At 44.3% G+C, this 17978-nt stretch carries 15 protein-coding genes; 2 read left to right on the plus strand and 13 right to left on the minus strand.

Features of this window, described 5'->3' with window-relative positions:
* The first annotated feature begins 52 nt into the window (after positions 1-52).
* Positions 53-955, plus strand: coding sequence for a manganese catalase family protein (locus tag MHH49_RS02005; protein ID WP_036675571.1), 903 nt, complete (start codon positions 53-55; stop codon positions 953-955).
* A 62-nt stretch (positions 956-1017) separates the two neighbouring features.
* Here MHH49_RS02005 and MHH49_RS02010 read toward each other — a convergent pair whose 3' ends face one another.
* The 13 genes from MHH49_RS02010 to alaS form a co-directional block, all read right to left on the minus strand.
* Positions 1018-1578: a GNAT family N-acetyltransferase gene (locus MHH49_RS02010; RefSeq protein WP_076274233.1), complete on the minus strand. Its 561-nt coding sequence runs from the start codon at positions 1576-1578 to the stop codon at positions 1018-1020.
* A 40-nt stretch (positions 1579-1618) separates the two neighbouring features.
* On the minus strand, positions 1619-2683 hold the full coding sequence (locus MHH49_RS02015) for a LacI family DNA-binding transcriptional regulator (RefSeq protein WP_038569512.1): 1065 nt from the start codon (positions 2681-2683) through the stop codon (positions 1619-1621).
* 45 nt (positions 2684-2728) lie between these two features.
* Entirely contained in the window at positions 2729-4039 is a 1311-nt protein-coding gene (locus MHH49_RS02020) for an ABC transporter substrate-binding protein (protein WP_052096880.1), read from the minus strand.
* 22 nt (positions 4040-4061) lie between these two features.
* Positions 4062-5942 (minus strand): cache domain-containing sensor histidine kinase, encoded by a 1881-nt coding sequence (locus tag MHH49_RS02025; protein WP_036675579.1) that lies wholly within the window; start codon positions 5940-5942, stop codon positions 4062-4064.
* A 169-nt stretch (positions 5943-6111) separates the two neighbouring features.
* The gene (locus MHH49_RS02030; RefSeq protein WP_235219364.1) at positions 6112-8298 is read right to left on the minus strand and encodes a methyl-accepting chemotaxis protein; all 2187 of its coding nucleotides are present in this window, start codon (positions 8296-8298) and stop codon (positions 6112-6114) included.
* Positions 8299-8617: 319 nt separating this feature from the next.
* Positions 8618-9949: a peptidase U32 family protein gene (locus MHH49_RS02035; protein ID WP_341137847.1), complete on the minus strand. Its 1332-nt coding sequence runs from the start codon at positions 9947-9949 to the stop codon at positions 8618-8620.
* 99 nt (positions 9950-10048) lie between these two features.
* Complete coding sequence (locus tag MHH49_RS02040) at positions 10049-10981, minus strand: peptidase U32 family protein (RefSeq protein WP_038569509.1); 933 nt, start codon at positions 10979-10981, stop codon at positions 10049-10051.
* A 56-nt stretch (positions 10982-11037) separates the two neighbouring features.
* Positions 11038-12087 carry an endolytic transglycosylase MltG gene (gene mltG / locus MHH49_RS02045; RefSeq protein ID WP_235219365.1) on the minus strand — a complete coding sequence of 350 codons (1050 nt, stop codon included), beginning with the start codon at positions 12085-12087 and terminating at the stop codon, positions 11038-11040.
* A 174-nt stretch (positions 12088-12261) separates the two neighbouring features.
* Entirely contained in the window at positions 12262-12570 is a 309-nt protein-coding gene (locus MHH49_RS02050) for a DUF1292 domain-containing protein (protein WP_076104918.1), read from the minus strand.
* Positions 12563-12871 carry a DUF1292 domain-containing protein gene (locus MHH49_RS02055; protein WP_038569507.1) on the minus strand — a complete coding sequence of 103 codons (309 nt, stop codon included), beginning with the start codon at positions 12869-12871 and terminating at the stop codon, positions 12563-12565. Before MHH49_RS02055 ends, MHH49_RS02050 begins: the two co-directional genes overlap by 8 nt.
* A gap of 13 nt (positions 12872-12884) precedes the next feature.
* Positions 12885-13304 (minus strand): Holliday junction resolvase RuvX, encoded by a 420-nt coding sequence (gene ruvX / locus MHH49_RS02060; RefSeq protein ID WP_036675598.1) that lies wholly within the window; start codon positions 13302-13304, stop codon positions 12885-12887.
* A complete protein-coding gene (locus tag MHH49_RS02065; protein ID WP_036675601.1) occupies positions 13301-13576 on the minus strand; it encodes an IreB family regulatory phosphoprotein in 276 nt (91 codons plus the stop codon). The genes ruvX and MHH49_RS02065 overlap by 4 nt, the downstream gene beginning before the upstream one ends.
* A gap of 315 nt (positions 13577-13891) precedes the next feature.
* The gene (gene alaS / locus MHH49_RS02070; protein ID WP_036675605.1) at positions 13892-16525 is read right to left on the minus strand and encodes an alanine--tRNA ligase; all 2634 of its coding nucleotides are present in this window, start codon (positions 16523-16525) and stop codon (positions 13892-13894) included.
* Positions 16526-17046: 521 nt separating this feature from the next.
* On the opposite strand from alaS, the gene MHH49_RS02075 reads away from it, so the two are divergent.
* Positions 17047-17910 carry a CPBP family intramembrane glutamic endopeptidase gene (locus tag MHH49_RS02075; protein WP_076104916.1) on the plus strand — a complete coding sequence of 288 codons (864 nt, stop codon included), beginning with the start codon at positions 17047-17049 and terminating at the stop codon, positions 17908-17910.
* The last annotated feature ends 68 nt before the right edge of the window (positions 17911-17978 follow it).

Below are 17978 nucleotides of genomic sequence, written 5' to 3' on the forward strand. Positions count from 1 at the left end.
TTAAGCTCAAAATAGCTCAGTAACCCCTAACCTCAAGGAGGCTGAGATATTAATGTTCAAACGTATGGATGAAATCATGATCGAGATTCCTGAAGTTGAGAAGCCCGATCCCAATGCTGCTGCCGCTGTTCAGGAATTGCTTGGCGGAAAGTTCGGAGAAATGTCGACCCTTAACAATTACCTCTTTCAATCCTTTAATTTCCGTTCAAAAGACAAACTGAAGCCCTTTTATGATTTGGTGATGAGCATAACAGCGGAAGAGCTTGGCCACGTCGAGCTGGTTTCGCATGCCATCAACAAATGTCTTCGAGGGTCAACAAGTTATAAAGAGCCCGATTCCACCCCTCTAGGGTCCGCAAAAGATGCGCGTCTATCCTATCACTTTCTGGCTGGTGCACAAGGGGCTATGCCTTTTGATTCAACGGGGAACCCGTGGACCGGAGCAAACGTATTTAATAGCGGCAACCTAGTGGAAGATCTGCTACATAACTTCTTCCTCGAATGCGGAGCCAGAACACATAAAATGAAGGTCTACGAAATGACAGACCATCCAGCTGCACGCGCTGTAGTCGGATTCCTTTTAGTCCGTGGTGGTGTCCACGTGGTCGCTTATGCCAAAGCAATCGAAGTGGCAACAGGTGTTAATGTAACTAAGCTCGTGCCGATTCCTTCGTTAAATAATAAATCATTCAGTGAAGCAAAAAAATATGAAGAAAAAGGCGTGCACACCAAGCTATACACCTGGAGTGAAAGTGACTTCGGCGCCATCGATCAGATTTGGAAGGGAACCCACCCGGAGGATAATCTTCCGCTTGAAGTCATTCAGGGAGCCCCTAAAGGTTTTCCGATCCCCGTTGCTCCGGCAGTCGAAGAGGAATTCGCTCCAGGAATCTCCCCCGAAGACTTTAAAGAAATTGCCAAACGCCTCAAAATGGCTGGAAATATTACAGACTAATATTCATAGTGAATCTGGTGAGGAAGTTACTTACAATCTTCCTTACCGTAGATTCACTTTTTTTAATTGTACAAACTGCGGAACTCCTCCTCAAGCATGGACATCAGAATCATGTTATGAAACTCTCCGTCTACATAAAGAGCATCCCGCTCCACACCATCGCGTTGAAAACCAAGCTTCTCATAGACATGAACGGCTCTGGGGTTAAAAGTATATACGCCGAGATGGATGCGGTGCAGCTTCAAAGTTTCAAAGCCATATCGTAGCATTTGAGTCATAGCTTCAGTACCGTAACCCTTACCCCGATGTTCATGTCCACAAATGCCGATTCGGATATTTGCACTACGATTGTCCGGATCTATTTCATTTAGTACCACTTCTCCAATGAGCTCACCCGTGTCCTTTACTATAATCATAAGATCTACACGATCCTCGGCTGGAACACTAATCTTACGAATCCAAGCTGCTGTTTGCTCACGGGAGAAATCTCCTTGTGATCCTGTTAATTGCCCCATCTCAACATCAAGCAAAAAATTATAATAAACCTCCAGATCGGATACTTGTACACCTCGTAGTTGAATCTGTTCGCCTTCAATCCTTGGCATGACAACTGGTTCTGTCATAGCTAAACTCCCCCTTACTCAAGCAAATCACAACATAGTTCTAGTCTCGCGGCTTATCCACAGAATCACGATGAACAATGTCCGCTGCGATAAGTATTTTCTCAAGCGGCGCAGAAGGATTATGAATACGGCTCAGAAGTTTCTCCACTGCGGCTCGGCCCATCGCTTCTTTAGGAACATGAACAGTTGTAAGCGGTGGAACTCCTCTTAAGGCATCCTCAATATTATCAAAGCCTGTAACTGAGATATCCTTCGGAATATTAAACCCTTCTTCCTTAAGAATGTCACTGACCGAAAGGGCTGTGGAGTCGTTAGCGCAGACCAAGGCTGTCGGGAGTGTTTTGGCTTTTTTACGCTTATTCACCCAGCTTTTAAAATCCTCCTGAAATAAGTCTTCCTCCACCCCTTCCAGAAAAAGATTCGCATCATCTTCCAAAGGCAGTCTTATTCCGCTCTCCTCCAGCGCACTCCGGAAGCCAATCCACCGGTCGCGGAAACTGCGTGAGAATCCAATATTGCCGATAAAATGCATTTGGGTATGGCCTGTTCCCATCAAATGATTCGTAAGTCGAGCCATGGAATCCACATTATTTGCAAACACGGTATCACTTGGAATTAGCGGATCTTCATGGTCAATCAACACCATCGGCAGACCAATACGATGCACCTCAAGCAGTAAGGAAGTAGAGATTTGTCCCACACCTACTAAGCCAAGGATTCCATTTGGATTCAAAATATTGACGAAATTATCCGCACGATTCTCAGAGATAATGACCATCCCAAGCCCTTCCTGATCCAGCGCAATAGCAATACCATCCACAATTTTCCCCCAATACAAGGAATCCTGCGTCTGAGAACGAATATTCGGCATTAACACAAGCACGGATTGCTTATTCCGATCACCGCCACCTACCGGAGGGGTGCGTTTTATGCCTTGGACAAAAGCATTTTTTTGCGTAAAATAACCCAGCTGCGATGCCGCTTGAATCACTCGTTCTCTTGTCGTCTCATTAACGCCGCCTTTACCCGAAAGTGACTTGGAAACAACGAATTTGGATACGCCGAGATGATCAGCGATTTTTTGCATAGTGACCTTTTTAGCCATATATAACCCTCCAGAGAATGTCATCAAATTTATGTAGTACTAACTTTAAGGCTGAGAAGTTTCTGATGTTCCTGCCCGCGCTTCCTTCCATTTTGCATTCAATTCGTCAAAAGCCTTTTGTAAATCAGGCGCAGCCAGTAACTCCTGAATGTAATCCCCGGACCAAAAGGACAGCTTGGCTCTATTCGCCAGATCGATGAACGCATCACTTTGTACGGTAGCATCAAGTAGCTTAGGCTTATAAGATAAAAACTCACGGTACTGCGACATAGAGGAATTCAAGCTTCCATCAGCCGGAAGGAATCCCCAGTCATCCCGATAGGAAGTCTCCTTTACAAAAAAATTCAACCACGCCATAGCAAGCTCTTTGTTCTTGGTGTATTTACTAACCCCCATGAACCAATCTGGATTGATCGGTGCATAATGAGTGCTGCCATTATCATAAGGAAACGGGAAGAATCCTATATCATCCGGTTCAGCCCCCACATCAAGGACTTGTCCAATCGTCCAATTCCCCAGTAAATACATTCCTGCTTGACCTTTAGCTAGCCTAGTCTTTGATATCTCCCAATTGTTCGAGAATAGTTCATCTTCTACGTAGCCTTTACCAATTAAGGTTCGAGCAATGGAAATTGATTTCCCCCACTCATTATCAAGCTGCCATGGGCTATCCTCATTTACCATATTATTTAGATACTCTGGATTGCCTGTCATATAGTTAACCAGACTGTTCCCCCATTCACGTAAAGGCCAGACGGCCCCATAATTCATATATAGGGGGATAATACCCGCTTGTTTTAATTTCGCACAAGCTTCGTAGAATTCATCCAGTGTCTTCGGAACAGTAGTTATCCCTGCTTTTTCGAATGCCCTTTTATTATAGACAATCCCAACCGTAGTAGTCCCAGTGGACAGCCCATAACGTTTCCCGTTATACGTAGCAAAAGAAGTGAAACGCTCACTAGCAGCGGTTTCTTCATCCAGCGGTTCGAAAAAATAATCCAGCTCCTTTGCCGGAAGATTCACCGGAAGCAGCAGTACATCACCGGCATCTTTCGTGGACAGCCGTACCAGAATATCCGTTGCATAATTGGACAAACCTTCAAATTCCACATTGGCTTCGGGGTATCTCTGTTTAAACTGGTCCGCGTATCCTTGAAAAGTTCCGTTCTCAATCAGATCTATTCGATTGGTCATCATGACTATGGTGCCGGACAAGTCAGACATCACCTCGTCTCCAACTGGAGGCGGAGTGGATTGCGCCTGCTTATTGTTATTGGCACAGCTACTACTCAATAACACCAAGAGAAGTAACAGTATGGTTCGCATAGTCCATTCTAATTTCAACCCCTTCAACGGACAGCCCCCTCTTATTTCGTTACTCAGGTAAGCCAATCATTTCCGGCTCCAGTAATGGCAGCGACAAAATAACATCGGTCCCTCGTCCAAGCTCACTATATACCTGGATCCCAAATGCCGCTCCATAATGAAGACGCACTCGCTGCTGTACATTTTTCATGCCTATGCCCCCGTTAATGCTTTTCTTAGGAGGACTTTCGTTCTGCAGCCCATCATTCAATTTCTCCAAAGTCTTCTCATCCATTCCGATACCGTCGTCTTTGATATGAAACAACAGCATTTGCTCTGTAATCTCACAGTGGATGCTTAAATGCATTTGCGGCTTATTATCATCTAAGCCATGATAAGCAGCATTCTCAATGATGGGCTGGAAGACCAGCTTGATAATAGAGTAATTATCTAACGCCTTCGGCACATCAATATCCAGCAAAAACCGGTTAGGATAACGATAGTTAAGCAGCTCAACATAATTACGCACATATCCAAGCTCTTGCTTCAATGTCGTATTACCGCTCAGATCACTTGTACTATACCGTAGCAGTTTGCCCAGAATAGAGATCATATCCGCAGCTTCGACATCATCATTCAGCTCAGCGGTCATTCGGATCGACTCCAGTGTGTTATAGATAAAATGAGGATTGATTTGGCTCTGCAGCGCATGAAGCTCTGCTTCCTTTTTCTGTTCTTCTATGCGGTAGATATCCTGAATTAGCTGCCTGATTCGGGCTAACATACGATTGAATTGATGCCCCAGCAGACCAATTTCGTCACGCCGTTTAACTCTGAACATCACATCCAGATCGCCACCCTGAACTTTTTTCATCAATTGAATCATTTGAGTCAGCGATTTAGTAAGGGCAACGGAAAGAATAATCGAAATAATTAACGCCAGTACAATGATACTTAATGTAGCAGCAAGTGTTGTATTACGGGTCACCTTCACATCACGCATCAGTACATCAACAGGTATAGAGATAATTACCTTCCAATTGGTTTTGGCAGAACCAGAGTATATATTTAAGCGCTCTTTTCCGTTGACTGTATCATAGAAGCTTCCAGAAATTCCCCCAACTCTTTTGAACAAGTCTGAATCAGAAATATCTGTGGCCAGCAGCTTCTTGTCGCTGTCGTAGATGACCATTCCTTTCTCATCCACAATCAACGACTTCCCATGGGTGACTTTATCCAGCTCCGTAACTTGATTCTCCAAATTGCTGATATTCGCTTCAACCGCAATCAGCCCGATTGGATTTAACAAGCCATCCACGATTTTGCGAACAACGGTAAAAGCATATCGGGTGCTCTGCAGATTACTTGTATACGCCTGAGTACCGAACAATAATGCTTCTCCGCTGGAATCCTTAGTCTGCTGGCTCCAGTATTTATAGCTTTGCTCGAGATCGAGCCGTACGCCACCATCCTTCGCAGAATAATAACCATTTCCGTAAGCGTCAAAAATATAAACCGAGTTCGCGCCTCGCTTAATATTGTTAATAAACGAAATGTTGCCCTCTATCCCCCGTTGAATGGACAACAGTAGATCAAAATCACCGGGTGATAAAGTAGCACTCCCAGTTGCGCCTCCCATAATCTTTTTCTGCTCATGGTAGCGGTTTGAACGTATTAAATTAAGTTTGATATCATTCACATAGGCGGGCATAGATGAAATACGCTTCATATCTTCGATATAATCGTCTACTCCATCCATCATTTGATCGATTAATTTCTCAGAATAAGCAATAGTGTTCCCCTGAATAGATTCTGAGTAGCTCTTGAAGGTAAATACACTGATGAAGGATAGCGGGAGGGTAATGATAATTAAAAAGACGAGGAGCAGCTTGCGTTCCATGCTCATGTCCCCGATAACGGACCACCAGCCAGAGATGCGTCTACCTTTCATTTGGTCCTTCTCCTTAATACTTTTTACCTAACTTGTTATTAAATTATAACAAATACCTAACAAAGTTATTATACGGTGTAGTTCTTCATTACACAACAACAAACCGCCTCTTCATGTTGAAGAAGCGGTTTTGTTAGGTAAACAATTTAGAGATTAGTGATGAATCCACTCATTTTATAGTGAATAATGACAGTTTGTCCTTCAATTGACCTGAAGCACTTTCCAGCTTGCCAGATAATGAAACGAGTTGATCACTTACATTTTGCTGTTCATTACTGAGGGAAGCTACTTCTTCGGAAGTTGCTGAAGACTGTTCTGCTACGGCGCTAACATTCCCCATAGCCTCTGACAACACACCTTGTGAATGATTCAGACTGCTAATCGCTGTTGTTACCGATTCTAAGCTTGTTATGAATTCATCCATCTGTCCTTTTACGGACAAGAAGATATCACTTGTACTCTTCACAGAGCTTACTTGTTCTTTAAACAGTGGTGCTACTTCGGATAATACAGCTTCCGTTTCGTTCATTTCCGCCATGATCTTATCCGTAATTCCAGCAACAAGGGCAATAGATTGCTTCGATTGGTCAGCAAGCTGCCGCACTTCACCCGCAACTACCATAAAGCCCTTACCAGCTTCTCCTGCACGAGCGGCTTCTATTGTCGCATTTAATGATAAAATATTCGTCTGCTGCGTGATACTCTTCATCACATCCAACACCTTAATTACGGAGAATACGGTCTCCTTCAGGTGGTTGACACGTTCGACAAGCGCACTTGTTTTTTCTCCAGTGCGGCTGGTCTGATCCAGCAGGTCCGTTAATTGCTTAGCACCTTGAGCACTAGCTTCACCAACCCCACGTGCTGCTTCATCCATCTCAGTGTTGGCATAAATCACAGTCTGCATTTGCGTAGCTATCACATCTGTAAGCTCATTACCACGTTCAGCTTCGAGCGCCAGGCTGCCTGCCCCACCGGCAATTTCTTCCGTAGCGGCTGCGATTTCCTTCGCAGAAATAGCTGTCTTACGTGAGGCTTCACCAAGCTCACCAGCGGTCTCCAGCACATCCCGAGCGGTTTCTGTCGTTTGCGATACAAGCTCAGTAATACGCTCCATCATCACGTTAAAGGAAGCTGACAGCTGGCCAATTTCATCCTTAGATACATATTCTGTACGTACACTAAGATCACCACCTGCACCTTGTACCATAAGATCCTTCAAGCGAGCTAGAGGACGAGCAATCATACGCACCATCCAAATCCCGATTACTATGGCTAGAAGAGCCGCGCCAGCAGCCGCAATAAAAGTAGTCAACAGAATCGGACGTGCTTCTTTCACTAGCTCATCTGTTGGGACTACCCCTGCCAACTTCCAATCCGCCCGGATCATTGGATTAAAGACAGCAAGGATTTCTTCCCCGTTTGTATCTTTTTCATCCAAACTCTTGTTATCTTTTTTACTTGCCTGAATAAAAGCAAACTCTGAAGGTTTACCATCGTCTTTTGAATCCGAAGAAGCTACTACGGTTCCATCAGGAGTGACAAGTTGAATTCGAGAGCCATCTCCCAGCTGGACACTTGCGAATGATTCCTCCAGCAATGTATTCTTCAACACAAGGATGACTATGTATCCTGTACCTGAGCCCAGGGTTTTGAGAGATCTTGCCATAGCAATATTTTTGTCTCCATCACCTTGAACAGCTGTAGAGAACCATATGTTCTTGGCCGCATCACCATCACCTTTAGAATAGTAGGATTCATAAGATGCAGTGTTGTCGACAATCTTCTTATACCATTCTTGTTCTCTAATGTTATCTAACTTAATGCCGCCACTGCCACTTGTAACAATGTCTTGATCAGGTGACTCCGGGATCAAAGAAACACTAAGAATATTAGAATCCGTTGTAATCTGACTGGACAACTTTTTACTTACTGCGCTTGTAGCTTCAAATTTCTCATAGGAAGATTGTGCAGTCACTAAAGACTTCAAATCTTCTTGCATCTGCGCATCAAAATAAAGCTGTAAAGCCAAGTTCTCGTACTGCTTCAAAGTAATATCTAACTTCTCTGAGGTCTGAATAATAGTCTGACGGTAGGCTTCCGATACGTTGTTCTTAATTGTCTTCTTGGCTTTTGAATAAGATAGCAGTCCAAGTGCCATTACCACAATTACAATTGCACACAAAAATATCAGGAATATCTTCACGCCAACAGATTCCATAGGATTAACTCTTTTGATCTGTCCCCGTAAATCTATTCCATTCTTCAAATTAAACTTAGGTGTCTTGCCTGCCCCTTCAATCTTGCTTGTTTCCTTGTTTCCTGTAATCGCCGATTTCTTATTCTTTTTATTCATGCTAAACCTTCTCTCATTATGCTTTTCACTAATACTATCTTGATCAGGATCCCCCATCTTGATCACCTACCCGCTAATATTAGAATACGCATGAAAGCGTTAACCAATATATATATCGGCGTATTAGGTCTTTTTCCTTAGCTTTACGAGACTTTTTTTACAACTTTTAACCTATGTATGTTTAATCATAATAAATAGCTTGTTGGACCTCCTCCCTTGGATATATTTGTTAATCCCTAATATATATAACTTATTGTTCGCTTTGTCAAAAAGAAAAACAGGGAGGCTCTTGGATGACCAAAAGCTTCCCTGTTTTTTATTAAAACTTCTTCTTACGCATCATATCAAAGTATGCAACTGGTTGATCTACCTTCATGCGAATAGGTTGCAGTGGATGACGGGCGGCATCAAGCGAATTGCCTTTCTCATCCCATATTTCGCCAACCGTTTGCTTGAAGAACGTATCGTTAGGTCCAAAGAATTCTACTTCCTGACCTGGCTTAAAGTGATTGCGCTGTTGAACTAGTGCCGTACCACTTTCAGCATCGTATTCAATTACAAGTCCGGCAAAATCATACGGAGCTGCTTTTTCTTCAGGCTCATAGATATGATCTTCATGATCCGGAGTATCATAGAAGAATCCTGTGTTTAGCGGACGGTTAGCCGCTTTGTTAAGCTCATCCATCCATTCCTGCTTCAATTCATACCCTTCCGGATCTGCCATATAAGCATCAATGGCTTTACGATATGCATTTACGACAGTAGCCACATAGTGGATTGACTTCATTCGCCCTTCGATCTTGAAGCTGTCGATGCCCACTTCAATCAGTTCAGGTATACTTTCCAGCATACACAGATCCTTAGAGCCCATGGAGAAGGGATTATCTCCTTGCTGATGCAGTGGAATCTGAGTTACACCTGGAAGCAGAGGAGCTGGAGATTTCGCTTCAGCCTGCTCTTCCTCAGACACCCAAGTCCCTTCCGGACGTGCATCCTCAAACAAATCATATTTCCAGCGGCAAGACTGGCAACAGCCCCCGCGATTGGAATCACGGTCGGTGAAATGGTTGGACAATACACAACGACCCGAATATGAGGAGCACATGGCACCATGGATGAAGCTTTCGATTTCAATGTCGACATGTTTTTTAATCTCAGCAATCTCTTCCAGGCTTGTCTCACGGCCCAAAACAACACGCGGAAGCCCCTCTTCTTTCCAGAAGGACACCGCTTGCCAGTTCAATGTAGACTGCTGTGTACTCAAATGCACTTCAAGTCCAGGCACTAACCGGCGTGCTGTATCTACAATGATTGGATCAGCTACGATAATAGCAGCAATGCCAGCTTCATATAAGTTACGCAGGTATTCTTCAATTCCCGCGACATCTTCATTGTGAGCATAAATGTTTGTTGCAACAAATACCTTAGCGCCATATTTCTTGGCGAATTCAACACCTTCGCGCATTTCCTCGAAGCTGAAATTATCTGCGCCGGAACGCAAGCCGTATTGTTGTCCTCCGATATAAACAGCATCCGCACCATAGTGTACTGCGAACTTCAATTTTTCCAAATTACCAGCCGGAGCGAGGAGCTCCGGTTTGTCCAGACGGTAACGTTTGCCCTTATATTGCGGCTTTGTCATGGTTCCCATTCCTGTTCTCCCCTCCATCGCCCCACAAAGCTAAGTCACATGCTATAAATGCTGTCCTAATCTTCGTGGGGACCTATAACCTCTTTATTTTTGTCAAACTTAATATACTTGCTCTTTATAGAAAAATCCGAAGCTTAACTCCCGTTCAGGGTCCTGCACCGTTCTGATTACATCCATCCATTCCTCATCGAAGGCATAACCTTCCGGATCAGCCGCATAAAGATCTATAGCTTTACGATAAGTCTTCACAACCGTCACATTATACGCTATCGATTTCAAGAGTCCCTCAATCTTAAGGCTGTGTATACCTGCAGCCATCAGAATATGCAGATCCTCCAAAATACAAATATCATCCGAGCTCATAATATGAGTGCCGTTCTCGTCTTCATAAATCGGGAATTTCTGGTCATCTCGTTCTTCCTCAATCAGAAATAGTCCGCGTTCCTTCCCGAGACTTCCTCCATCACTAGGACGGCCTTGATGTGACATATAGCTTTCAACAAGCTTCCGCTTGGAATGGTATATATTAGTCATTCCATGAACCTGCACCTGTGCCTCAATCTCCAAAAGCGGAACCATTTCCGTCATTTCATCCATATTCAGCTCACGGGCCAGCACGACACGAGAAGCCCCCTTGCGTCCCCAGTAATTCGCGGTCGCATAGTTGGTGGAAGTCATTTCCGCATTCCAGTGCAGCTTCATTACTGGCGCTTCTTTCTTCACTGTGGTTAACACAGCTGGATCCCCGAATTCAACACCATCAATGCCAAGCTCACCTAAAGCCTTCACATAGTCAGGAAGCTCATCCAGCAGACGGTTAGACATCAGCCCACCCAAGCTTGCATACACTTTGCAGCCTCGCGAATGCGCCATTTCTACGACAGTCGCTGTATCCTCCAGAGAGAAATGTCCAGCAAGCCGCATCCCGAAACGGTCATCCCCAATGAGCAGCGCATCTGCTCCGGCATCCAGCAGAGCAGCAGCTTCCTCTAAGGACGCTGCCGTCACCAGCAATTCCGGTTTGTTAGTCATGTTGTACCTCCTACTTGTACAGTTATTTCAACCGCACCACTCTTCATTTTAATAGTTTACTTCGATTCTTGCTTGCTTTTTTCGATATTGGCTAAATGTTCCTTGTAGGTCTTAGCAAACAAATGGCCCTGTGTACCATCTTTTTTGGTCACATAGAAATAATATTCAGAAGCTTCTGGTTCGAGTGCCGCCTGAATGGACTCCAGCCCCGGATTACTAATAGGTCCCGGAGGAAGTCCAATATTCTTATACGTATTATATGGATTATCAACTTCTAAATCTTTATACAAAAGTCTTTCCTTCTGCTTATTGAGTAAATATTGAACGGTAGCGTCAATCTCCAGCTTCTGTTCTTTCTTTAGGCGGTTATAAATAACCCCAGCCACAAGCGGACGTTCACTATCCACCACAACTTCCCGCTCTACCAGCGAGGCTACGGTTAACAGTTCATGCAGAGACAATCCACGCGTTTCTAGCTTTTGCTGCCAGTCGGGAATCGTATCCAGCTTCTTCTGGAACTGATCCAAAAGTGCTTCTACAACTTCCTGGGGCGTGCTATCCTTGGCCAGTTCATAGGTTTCGGGAAATAAATATCCTTCAAGACGGTGGCGAAGATTCTTATCCTGCGGGATACCCAGAATATCAATCCCCTTCAAACCTGCACCAGTATCCATAATTTCAAGAAAAGTAGCCGCATCCTGATTCCAAGCTTCAGCGAGCTTCTTAGCGATCTGCTCAGCAGTATATCCTTCGGGGATGGTAAAGACCACAGTTTCTTCCTTAACTACATCACCTGCATTTAATCTCGCAATGAGTTCATCATAGCTGTCACCCGGCTTAGCGATATAAGTACCTGCTTTGAAGCTAGAGCCTTCTTTAGTCCATTTCAAATATCCCTTAAAAAAAAGACTCTTACGGATAATGCCATTCTGCTCAAGCAGATCAGCAATCTCCGCACTTCCCATGCCCTTCTCTATCGTAAATGTTACAGCAGGACCTGCAGGCTCTACCGGCTGCATCCCGTTCCAAATGTACCATGCTCCCCCACCTCCTGCTGCTGCCAGCAAAAGAATAATGATTAACACAGTACGGATTGCGGATTTCAAGTCTGGTTCCTCACTTTCCGACTATAAAGTATAAAAGTGTATTGCCTAAAATTCAATATATATTTCCTTAAATTGATGTTTATACAGGATATTGCTCGCATTTCAAGCAAAAAGAGCGCGGAATTCTCCGCCCTCTTCCGTGCCCATCATAAATGTAACGTACATGTTTAAGATTTATTCAGCGCCATCTGCTGGAAAAGTCATCTCATCGTATAGCTCAGAGATGTCTTCCCACTCTTCATCGTCCATAATGCTCTCCAATTCCGGAAGTCCGTCAGAAGAGACAACGATACGCAGGATTTCATACTCCACGTCTTTGCCAGAGCCTTTCAGCACCGCATATCCGCGATCACCGACTTCAAATTCGGCGATAATATCGTAAATGGAAGATTTGCCTTGCTCATCTTCCAGTTCTACAGTTTCTCCGTATGCTTCTTTAAGCCGTGAAGTCCACACCGCTTGATCAGCGGATATCTCAGTCATTCTCCGATCCTCCGTCCAACTCGTCGACCAGTGTGTTGAAAGTCTCTTCGACAATCGCCCACTCCTCATCATTATCGATCATGAACAATTGAAGATCGTCGCCTTCTTCCACATAACGGAACGCGTATACCTCATCGGTTTCCTCGTCCTCGGAGTCTAGCGGAACCACCATCATATACTTAGCGTCCGAGCCATCAACCTCAAACTTCATAATGACCTCGAATTCCTCTTCATTACCTTCCTCATCGGGAATATAGATAATTTCCGGTTCTTCCTCTTGGCCAATCTGTTCGTTTGTCATATCCTCGCACCCCTCACCTTTTACTGTTAGCATCCAAAAAATTTTGCAAAATCAGGGCTGCAGCCATTTTATCCACAATCCCCTTGCGTTTCTTCCGGCTGACGTCCCCTTCAATCAGCACCCGCTCTGCGGATACCGTCGTCAGACGCTCATCCCAAAGGTGTACGGGCATTTCTAACTCTTCCCGTAACTTATCAGCGAATTCAATACAGATTTCGCCCCGGGGTCCTACTGAGCCGTTCATATTCTTCGGCAGACCAACTACAATCTCTCCAATTTCGTGCTCTGCAACAAGTTCACGAATGCGTTCGAACTCATTACCCGTACCTCGGCGCTCAATCGTTTCAAGAGCTTGTGCCGTCCAGCCAAAAACATCGCTTGTGGCTACACCGATTCTACGGTCGCCGTAATCTAAACCTAACTTTTTCTTCATTTCGGATTGTCCACCCTGTGATTGACGAGATAGAATCTAACCAGCTCTTCAATCAGCTCATCACGTTCTTTTCTCCGGACCAAACTTCTCGCATTGTTATGGCGCGGAATATAAGCCGGATCTCCGGAAAGAAGATACCCTACGATCTGATTGATCGGATGATACTCTTTCTCCACCAGTGCATCGTATACTGCTAGCAATATTTCCTGGGGAGAAGCTTCCTTTTCGTCGCCCTTCACATTGAATTTGACCGTTTTGTCCATGGAGTCCATTTGTGACACCTTCCTTCTGCAAAATCGCCTTTTGGGACGGCTTCGCAAAGTTGCTACTGTGCAGCTCGCTTGCTTCCTTTATCATAACATATTCATGCCCCAACGAGGAAATCCTGCCCGTTATTAACGCTTTTTTTGGCATTTTCTCTACAAAAATTATGATATTTTTGGCTTTTAAGCTATTGTCAAGCACAATTCTTCATGAATAATCTAACATCCTGCTAATAAAGAGTAGCGGTACTGATATCAAACTCTCAGTACCGCTATGTTTTCTCGTAATACGTTTAGTTAGAGAAATGGTTTCGTAATTTTAACTTAGGCTAAGGAAGCTACCAATTCTTCAGCCTTTGCCAATGCTTCGTTTAGCTTAGAAGCATCTTTACCGCCGGCTTGCGCCATATCTGGACGCCCGCCACCGCCGCCGCCGCAAACCGCTGCGATTTCTTTAACGAGTTTACCAGCGTGGAAACCTTTCTTCACAAGGTCTTGCGGTACAGATACTACAAAGTTCACCTTATCATCCATCGCCGCACCTAATACAAGCACTGCATCCGGAAGCTTGGATTTCAATTCATCCGCTGTAGAACGCAAAGCATCCATATTACCTGCTTGAACAGCAACAGCCAGGAGCTGCGTACCTGCACCAACTGTCTTCACACTGCTTGTAAGTTCAGCAGCAAAAGTAGCGCTCAGCTTGGATTGCAGAGATTCATTCTCACGTGAAAGCTCACGCACCTGGTTATGCAGCGCTTCGATCCGTTTCGGAACGTCATTCAGAGAAGACTTGAGAAGGCCTGCTGATTGTTTGAGCAAATCTAGCTGGCTTTCAGTGAACTGGTAAGCGTAACGTCCGGTAACTGCCTCGATGCGGCGCACTCCGGATCCAATGCCACTTTCGCTAAGCAGCTTGAAAATTCCGATTTGCGACGTGTTGGATACATGACAACCACCGCAAAGCTCAAGACTGTAATCGCCCACTTGAACGACACGGACGATATTACCGTATTTTTCACCAAAGAGCGCCATTGCTCCCATTGCTTTAGCTTCATCAATCGGCTTGTTCTCAATCACTACATCTAGACCGCGCCAGATTTGTGCATTTACGCGATGTTCGATATCGCTCAGTTCTTCTGGAGTAATCGCTCCAAAATGGGAGAAGTCAAACCGCAAACGAGCACCTTCCACTAAAGATCCCGCTTGATTAACATGCCCGCCAAGAACTTCTTTAAGCGCTTTGTGCAATAAATGGGTAGCTGTGTGGTTCTTCACGATATCTTCACGCTCTGCACGATCCACTTCCGCGCGAACGGATTCGCCCACTTTCAATTCTCCCGCTTCCACAGTTACCAAATGTACGTGTTGGCCGTGCGGCGCTTTAAAGAGTCCTTTTACCTTAGCCGTAACTGAACTCCCAGTAAGCACACCGGTGTCACTTACTTGTCCGCCGCTCTCAGCATAGAACGGTGTTGCTTCAAGAATAACTTGGCATTCTGCGCCTTCGCCGGCGACATCTACCAATTCATCACCCACAACAATAGCCAGGATTTTCGACTCTGTTACCGAGTCATTATATCCAACAAATTCACTTTTAACCGTCAGGTCTGCTAGTGCGCCTCCCTGAATCTTCATGCTGCCGCCATCATGACGTGCAGCTCTTGCACGGTCACGTTGCTCCTGCATAGCCGCATCAAAACCTTCACGGTCTACAGTTAATCCTTGCTCCGCTGCGAAATCTTCGGTCAAGTCAAATGGGAATCCATAAGTATCATATAACTTAAATGCATCGGCTCCAGCAATATTGCTGAGACCCTCTGCTTTTGCTTTAGCACTGATCTCACCCAAAATAGCCAATCCGTCAGACAATGTTTCGTGGAAACGTTCTTCTTCAGTACGAATAATCTTTGCGATATATTCGCGGTTGTCCACAACGGATGGATAGTAGACACCCATAATTTCGCCAACGGTTTCAGTCAGCTCATACAGGAATGGACGATCCAGACCCAAGGTCTTTCCGTACCGAACAGCACGGCGAAGCAAACGGCGGATAATATAACCGCGTCCTTCATTAGAAGGAAGTACTCCATCCCCTACTGCAAAAGTAACGGTACGCACATGGTCAGCGATTACTTTAAGCGCGATATCCTGCTCAACGTTATCTTTATAAGTTACACCCGCGAGCTGTGCTGTCTTTTGAATAATAGGTTGGAACAAATCAGTGTCGAAGTTGGAATCTACATCCTGTAGAATGGATGCAAAACGCTCCAAACCAGCACCTGTATCAATGTTTTTATTCGGAAGCGGCGTATAGCTGCCATCCTTGTTATGGTTGAATTGTGAGAACACCAAGTTCCATACTTCCAGCCAACGTTCATTTTCTCCGCCTGGATACATTTCCGGATCGCTCATATCACTGCCGTAAGCTTCTCCGCGGTCATAAAAGATTTCCGAGCAAGGACCGCATGGGCCTTCGCCAATATCCCAGAAATTTTCGTCGCCCAGCTTAATGATGCGTTCAGCAGGCAGGCCAACCTTTTCATTCCACAGCTTAAATGCCTCTTCATCCTCTGCGTACACCGTTACGGAAATACGTTCCGGGTCAAAGCCGATCCACTCTTTGCCGGTTAGGAACTCCCAAGCCCATGTGATAGCTTCTTCTTTGAAATAATCGCCGATGGAGAAGTTACCCAGCATCTCGAAAAATGTATGGTGACGGCGTGTCTTACCCACATTCTCGATATCATTGGTACGAATACATTTTTGTGAGTTAGTCAGGCGCGGATTTTCTGGAACCTCCCGGCCATCGAAGTATACTTTCAAAGGTGCCATACCCGCATTGATCCACAGAAGCGAAGGATCGTTGTGAGGAACGAGGGACGCACTTGGTTCAATCTTGTGACCTTTACTTTCAAAAAACTTAAGCCATTTGGAACGAATTTCACTTGCTTTCATAATTTACAGCTCCCGTCTCATCTTTTTACTTCGGCATTTACACCGGAAATTACAAAATACCTAAAAAATAAAAACAAAAAAACGCCCCTGAATAATTCAGGGACGATTAATATCGCGGTACCACCCTGGTTATCGCCTTGACCCCACTAATGGGACAATTGCAGACGATCGCCTTGTCGCGGCTGATAACGGGCGCCCCCGGTGAGCATTGATCTCACACTCCGAAATTAGCTTTCCACCGGCCTGTCTTCAAGGTTCTCACAGCCATTACGAAACGTTTCGTAAAGGAACCTTTTCTCTGATCAAGCCATCCTCCGGTGTACTTCATTTTCATCAACGATTTGTCCGATTTGCATTTTAACATTTCAAGTATAGCCAGTGCCCTTGCTTCTGTCAATCTGGGGATGGGCGAATGTGAAGAATAACACATGATTTTTGTAACAGTAAACTTGGACTCAAAAAGGATATAGTGAAATCTAAGGTTAATTTGGAATATTTTGTATTCAGGAGGACTGCCGTTGATGCTTCACTCCAAGGAGTTCAATCCATCATCGATTTTTGAAGCAAAGCCTACACACTACCTTTTTATAGCGAGCCTCATTTTTATTCATATTATCTTTACTCTTGCGGTTAATCTCATCCTTTTTGAGCATGGATATTTAAGTTTTATCGCCAAAAACACAAACCACTGGATCAATGAAACGTTAGCCGCCAATCTAGTTGGGCTTCTCTTAGAAGTAATTATTTTTTTGATTCTGATAGCTAAAGTTTCTCCCCGGGATTTTGGGTTAAAAATAGAAAAATTACGAGCCGGACTGCTGGGTACCTTTCTGTTTTGGCTCGCTATAAATATAGTAGATTTGTGTATGGTACACCTGAATCACTCAGAGCTAACACTTAACAATGCTATCTTCAGCCATTCAAATTTAGTTTTCGGTGAAATTCTAGGTCAAATCTTCGGAAATGCTTTATTGGAAGAAATCTTATTTCGCGGCTTCCTGCTCGTTCAAATCTATCTATGCTTAAAAAAAATCAACAACAAAACTACACGGATGATCTCTGCAATGCTAATTTCACAATCGATCTTTGCCGCCATACATATCCCAAACCGGATTTACTCAGGATTAGTTGGAATGGAGTTTGTTTATGATTTTATCATGCTTCTAATTCTAGGAGTTATATTCGCTCTACTCTATATCTTAACCAAAAATCTATTTTTCGTGATCGGCGTTCACTCATTAATGAATATTCAGATAGTGTTTTGGAATAGCAATTTCACGTATACGGCAACTTTATTATGTGTGTTATTACTGACCTGTCTTTTGCTTTGTATAAAAAGGAAAGAGTTTCGCGCGCAGCAACATCAGGCGGAGATGGAGCTCTGATAATTAGAACTTTAATTACTCACAAAAAGAAGTTCCACCCTTTAAGCTGGAGGAACCTCTTTCATTAT

It is taken from the genome of Paenibacillus sp. FSL F4-0122 (assembly GCF_038002845.1).
Lineage (GTDB): Bacteria > Bacillota > Bacilli > Paenibacillales > Paenibacillaceae > Paenibacillus_AQ > Paenibacillus_AQ odorifer.

Coding starts and splice junctions, on each gene's coding strand:
- MHH49_RS02055 (WP_038569507.1), bottom strand. CDS start 12,871: ATGACAAACGAACAGATTGGCCAAGAGGAAGAACCGGAAATTATCTAT.
- MHH49_RS02075 (WP_076104916.1), top strand. CDS start 17,047: ATGCTTCACTCCAAGGAGTTCAATCCATCATCGATTTTTGAAGCAAAG.
- MHH49_RS02065 (WP_036675601.1), bottom strand. CDS start 13,576: ATGGACTCCATGGACAAAACGGTCAAATTCAATGTGAAGGGCGACGAA.
- MHH49_RS02015 (WP_038569512.1), bottom strand. CDS start 2,683: ATGGCTAAAAAGGTCACTATGCAAAAAATCGCTGATCATCTCGGCGTA.
- MHH49_RS02005 (WP_036675571.1), top strand. CDS start 53: ATGTTCAAACGTATGGATGAAATCATGATCGAGATTCCTGAAGTTGAG.
- MHH49_RS02030 (WP_235219364.1), bottom strand. CDS start 8,298: ATGAATAAAAAGAATAAGAAATCGGCGATTACAGGAAACAAGGAAACA.
- MHH49_RS02035 (WP_341137847.1), bottom strand. CDS start 9,949: ATGGGAACCATGACAAAGCCGCAATATAAGGGCAAACGTTACCGTCTG.
- alaS (WP_036675605.1), bottom strand. CDS start 16,525: ATGAAAGCAAGTGAAATTCGTTCCAAATGGCTTAAGTTTTTTGAAAGT.
- MHH49_RS02050 (WP_076104918.1), bottom strand. CDS start 12,570: ATGACTGAGATATCCGCTGATCAAGCGGTGTGGACTTCACGGCTTAAA.
- MHH49_RS02040 (WP_038569509.1), bottom strand. CDS start 10,981: ATGACTAACAAACCGGAATTGCTGGTGACGGCAGCGTCCTTAGAGGAA.
- ruvX (WP_036675598.1), bottom strand. CDS start 13,304: ATGAAGAAAAAGTTAGGTTTAGATTACGGCGACCGTAGAATCGGTGTA.
- MHH49_RS02025 (WP_036675579.1), bottom strand. CDS start 5,942: ATGAAAGGTAGACGCATCTCTGGCTGGTGGTCCGTTATCGGGGACATG.
- MHH49_RS02010 (WP_076274233.1), bottom strand. CDS start 1,578: ATGACAGAACCAGTTGTCATGCCAAGGATTGAAGGCGAACAGATTCAA.